4 protein-coding genes are annotated in these 4,325 nt (G+C 71.3%); 3 read left to right on the top strand and 1 reads right to left on the bottom strand.

Annotated elements, in window-relative coordinates; genetic code table 11:
• The first annotated feature begins 46 nt into the window (after nucleotides 1-46).
• From Q0A33_RS08585 to Q0A33_RS08575, 3 genes are all read left to right on the top strand, one after another.
• Nucleotides 47-736, top strand: coding sequence for a LysE family translocator (locus Q0A33_RS08585; RefSeq protein WP_291795123.1), 690 nt, complete (start codon nucleotides 47-49; stop codon nucleotides 734-736).
• A 291-nt stretch (nucleotides 737-1,027) separates the two neighbouring features.
• Entirely contained in the window at nucleotides 1,028-1,795 is a 768-nt protein-coding gene (locus Q0A33_RS08580) for a hypothetical protein (RefSeq protein WP_291795122.1), read from the top strand.
• 93 nt (nucleotides 1,796-1,888) lie between these two features.
• Nucleotides 1,889-3,067, top strand: coding sequence for an alcohol dehydrogenase catalytic domain-containing protein (locus Q0A33_RS08575; protein WP_291795121.1), 1,179 nt, complete (start codon nucleotides 1,889-1,891; stop codon nucleotides 3,065-3,067).
• Between the two features lie 156 nt (nucleotides 3,068-3,223).
• Here the strand turns inward: Q0A33_RS08575 and Q0A33_RS08570 are convergent, their stop codons facing one another.
• A complete protein-coding gene (locus tag Q0A33_RS08570; protein ID WP_291795120.1) occupies nucleotides 3,224-4,021 on the bottom strand; it encodes a lysophospholipid acyltransferase family protein in 798 nt (265 codons plus the stop codon).
• Nucleotides 4,022-4,325: the final 304 nt, after the last annotated feature.

The following is a 4,325-nucleotide window of genomic DNA, read 5'->3' as shown; positions in this document are numbered from 1 at the left end:
GTGCACCCCCGCACCGTCCTGCTCCGCGCCTCGGAAGGGAACCGCCATGACCGAACAGCTGCTCGCCTTCGCCCTGGCGACCGTCGTCATCCTCATCGTCCCCGGACCGGCCCTCATGCTCATGCTGAAGAATGCCGCGAAGGGCGGCCGCTCCGGTGCGCGCTGGACGGCGACGGGGATCATGGTGGGCAACACGATCGTCGCCACCGGCGCGGCGCTTGGCATCACCGCCCTGCTGCTGAACTTCTCCGGCGTGTTCACCGTGGTGAAGATCGCGGGCGGGATCTATCTCCTCTTCCTGGGCGTGCAGGCGTTCCGGTCGTACATGCGCCTGCGCCGCGAGGCGAAGGACAGTGCGGCCGAGGCCGCACGCACCGGTGAGGACGCGGAGCCGGTCACGGGCACGATCGAGATGGTCAGCGCGGTCACCCCCACCTCCTCGCGCGGCCGCAGCTTCCGGCAGGGCCTCCTCTCCAACCTGCTCAACCCCAAGCTCGCCGCGTTCTACATCTCGCTGTTCCCGCAGTTCGAGCTGAGCGCCCTGGGACCGGTCGCCGGACACCTGGTGCTCGCCGGGATGTTCGTGGCGATGGCGCTGGTCTGGTACGTGCTCCTCGTCCTGTTCCTCTCCAGCCTCGGCGGTCTCTTCCAGCGTCCCAAGGTCGCGCGGAGGACCGAGGCCGTGGCCGGCGCGAGCCTGGTGGGCATCGGAGGGTTCCTGCTCGCGGGCGCGTGAGCGGGCGGCCTCGGTGTGCGCGGTTTCGGCCGCCATGCGTATCGGTCACCCTGTGTTTCGGCCGCACTGCGCGGTGACATCGACGAGCTGGGCCGGCCTCGAGGTCAACGGCGGTGTGCGAGGCGCACGGCGTGTCCGGGGCGCACGGCGGTGTGCGAGGCGCACGGCGGTGTGCGGCGTGCTGGGCGCGGCGGGCGCTGCCCGTGCTGCATCTGCTGCACGTGGTGCACGTGGCAGTCTTGGGACAGCCGGCGGCGGCGAGGCAGGCGGCGGTTCTGGAACACTGGCGGCATGCAGTCCGCTGACGCACGTTCCCGTTCTCCCCGGCCTCGCCCCGGTGCCCGTCTGCGCACTGCCGGTCGGCTCCTCTTCTTCATCGGCGGCGGATTCGTGCTCGTCGTGGTGACGGTGGGTGTGATCGTCGCGATCATGAACTTCCGCAGCGTCGCCTCCATCAGAGACCAGGCGGTGCCGATCGAGGGGCCCACGGAGGTCCAGCTGGAGGCGGGCGAGCAGCGCCTCTACTACGCTGCGGCGACGGACCGCGACGCACGAGATCCCGGCAGCGCGAGCAGTTCCGGTCCGGGCGGCAGTTCCGGCCCGGGCAGTTCCGGCGACACCGGCAGTTCCGGCGCGGGCAGCAACGGCGCGAGCGGCAGCGCGGGCAGCAGCACTCCTCCACCGAACTCGCCGACGCCGGTCTCACTCGACCTCGGGCGCGCCTGCGAGGTCGACGGGCCCGACCCACAGCAGCTGAGCTCGCACCTGAGCTCCTCCTTCACGTTCGAGGGCAGGAGCTACCGCTCACACGGGGGCTTCAGCGCGGGCGAGGCGGGCACGTACACCGTGACCTGCAGTGCAGAGGTCAACCGCTCGGACACGTCCGACACCGTCGACGCCGTCCTCGCTCCGCCGGTCAGCGCGCAGGGCATCGTGTTCGGGGTGTTCGGCGTGCTGGGCGGCGTGTTCGGCGGCCTGCTGTTCGGCTCCATGTGCATGGTGGGCCTCGTGCTCTGGATCGTGGGGCGCAGCATGCTCAGGAAGCCTCCGCTGGACTGAGCTGATCCGTCCGGCCCGCCGGTAAGCCTTATCATGGGGACCGGCCCGCGGAGGCACCGCAGGCACCTCACCCAGCGTCGCAGAGGAGAAGCCGTGCAGATCACCGGCGCAGTGCTCACAGAGATCGGCCGCCCCCGGCCCTACGCGGAGTCCGAGCCGCTGGAGCTGCAGACACTGGAGCTCGATGCTCCCGGGCCGGACGAGGTCCTCATCCGCGTGCGCGCCGCCGGCCTCTGCCACTCCGACCTCTCCGTGGTGGACGGCAACCGGCCGCGCCCCGTACCCATGCTCCTGGGGCACGAGGCCTCCGGAGTGGTCGAACAGGTGGGCGCGAACGTCACGGACCTGGAGGCGGGACAGCAGGTCTCCACCGTCTTCCTCCCCCGCTGCGGCGAGTGCGCCGCCTGTCTCACCGACGGCAAGCTGCCCTGCACGCCCGGCAGCGCGGTGAACAATGCGGGCACGCTGGTGGGCGGGCACGTGCGGCTGCACGGCACCTCGGGCACGGGTTCCGCCGGCACCGGCTCTGATGACGGCTCCGGCACCGGCTCCGGCCCGGACCTCGGCACCGGCACCATGCACCACCACCTGGGCGTGTCCGGCTTCGCCACCCATGCCGTCCTCCACCGCAGCTCCGTGGTGCCGGTGGGCGCGGACGTGCCGCCGGAGATCGCAGCCGTGCTGGGCTGTGCCGTGCTGACCGGCGGCGGCGCCGTGCTCAACGCGGGGAAGCCTGCAGACGGGGACGACATCATGATCGTGGGCCTGGGCGGCGTGGGCATGGCCGCACTGCTCACAGCGCTGTCGCTGCGGCTGGGGCGTGTGATCGGCGTGGACGCGAACCCGGAGAAGCTGGCGCGGGCCTCCCAGCTGGGCGCACATGCGGTGCACACCCCGGCCGAGGTCGCAGATCAGGGGGTGAAGGCACCCGTCGTCATCGAGGCGGCCGGACACCCGCGCGCCTTCGAGACCGCGTTCCAGGCCACGGCGGCCGGCGGCACCACGGTCACCGTGGGCCTCCCCGCCCCGGACGCCGTCTCCTCGATCACCCCGCTCACCCTCACTGCCGAGGCCCGCACAGTGGTGGGGTCCTATCTCGGTTCGGCAGTGCCCAGCCGGGACATCCCCGTCTACGAGCGGCTGTGGCGAGAGGGCCGGCTGCCGGTGGAGGAGCTCATCTCCTCACGGATACGGCTCGAGGACATCAACGCCTCGCTGGACGCACTGGCCGACGGCCGTGCGGTGCGGCAGGTCATCCTCTTCGACGACTGAACCGGTCCCAACAGATCTGCGAGCACGCCTCCGCAGGCAACCCGGGGGCCTTCCCACACCCCAAAGTTACGTCTGCGTAGCGGCCGTGGTGGGCGGCCGCTACGCAGACGTAACCTGCAGAGTGGGCCGCAGAAGAGAACTGCAGACCCCCGAACCTCAGCGGCGGCGCTTGCTGCGGTGAGCCTCGCGCTCGTGCTCGGCCTCGGCGACGAGGGCGCGGATCGCAGCCATGATCTGTTCGGTGAGGTCCTTCCGCTGCTTCCCGGCGGGGTGCTGCCGCGGCGGTGCGGGGATCGCCTTGCCGAACGTGACGGAGAAGCTCTTGGGCTGCGGGAACCGGGCGTCCACGGGCATGACGTCCTCGGTGCCCACGAGGCCCACCGGCACGATGGTCGCGCCGGTGCGGATCGCGAGCTCCGCCGCCCCCGTCTTGCCCTCCCCGATCTCACCGTTGCGGCTGCGCGTGCCCTCCGGGTAGATGCCGAACACGCCGCCGGCCCGCAGGATCTCCTCCCCCGTCTCCAGGGCCTTCACCGCCGCGGCGGCGGAACCGCGTTCCACGGGAAACGCACCCACCGCGGACATGAAGCCGCCCACCAGCCTGTTGCCCAGGTTGCGGCCCTCGAAGTACTCGGCCTTCGCCATGAAGCTCACGCGGCGCGGCGACAGTGCAGAGAGGTAGATCGAATCCGCGAAGGAACGGTGATTGCTTGCGATGATCACCGGGCCGTGCTTGGGCACGTTGCGCGTCCCGGTGACCACGGGGCGGTGGGCGGCCCTGATGGAGCCGCGGAAGAGCGAACGGGCGGCACGGAACTTGAGAGTGGTCTCCTCCGCTGAGAGCCCTGCGACAGTGGGCTCCGGATCCGGGATCGCCAGGCCGCTGCCCACAGAGCCGTCAGGCCGGCCGGTCTCCGGCTCGGCGCCGTTCTGGGGTTCGTTCTCTTCGCTCATAATCCTCGGGGAGGTCCTCACTGGGTGGGCCGTACACATGCGTACGCGCGAGTGGACGGGCTTCCGACATGGATCATGGTAACCACCTGAGCGCCGGCTTGACGGATCCTCCCGTCTCGTGGCCTGTTCCGCACATCCGGACCCGAGGCTTCCGCACGTCCGCACCCGAGGCCGAGGCACCCACCCGCACACGCCGCCGCGCGCACGGCCGCACGAGCCACGACGCACCCCGAGGCCGGCCCGCATCGCTGACCGGAGCCGGCCTCGGGCCGGGTGAGTCCTGTCACGAGCACCCCCGAGAGCC

It is taken from the genome of Brevibacterium sp. (genome assembly GCF_022712115.1).
GTDB classification, from domain to species: Bacteria; Actinomycetota; Actinomycetes; order Actinomycetales; family Brevibacteriaceae; genus Brevibacterium; species Brevibacterium salitolerans.
Note: the sequence above shows the minus strand (reverse complement) of the source record. Positions and strands in the feature narration are given on the sequence as shown.

Bases quoted from the DNA above. Each gene is read 5' to 3' on its own strand.
- Q0A33_RS08585 (WP_291795123.1), top strand. From the start codon at position 47: ATGACCGAACAGCTGCTCGCCTTCGCCCTGGCGACCGTCGTCATCCTC.
- Q0A33_RS08580 (WP_291795122.1), top strand. From the start codon at position 1,028: ATGCAGTCCGCTGACGCACGTTCCCGTTCTCCCCGGCCTCGCCCCGGT.
- Q0A33_RS08570 (WP_291795120.1), bottom strand. From the start codon at position 4,021: ATGAGCGAAGAGAACGAACCCCAGAACGGCGCCGAGCCGGAGACCGGC.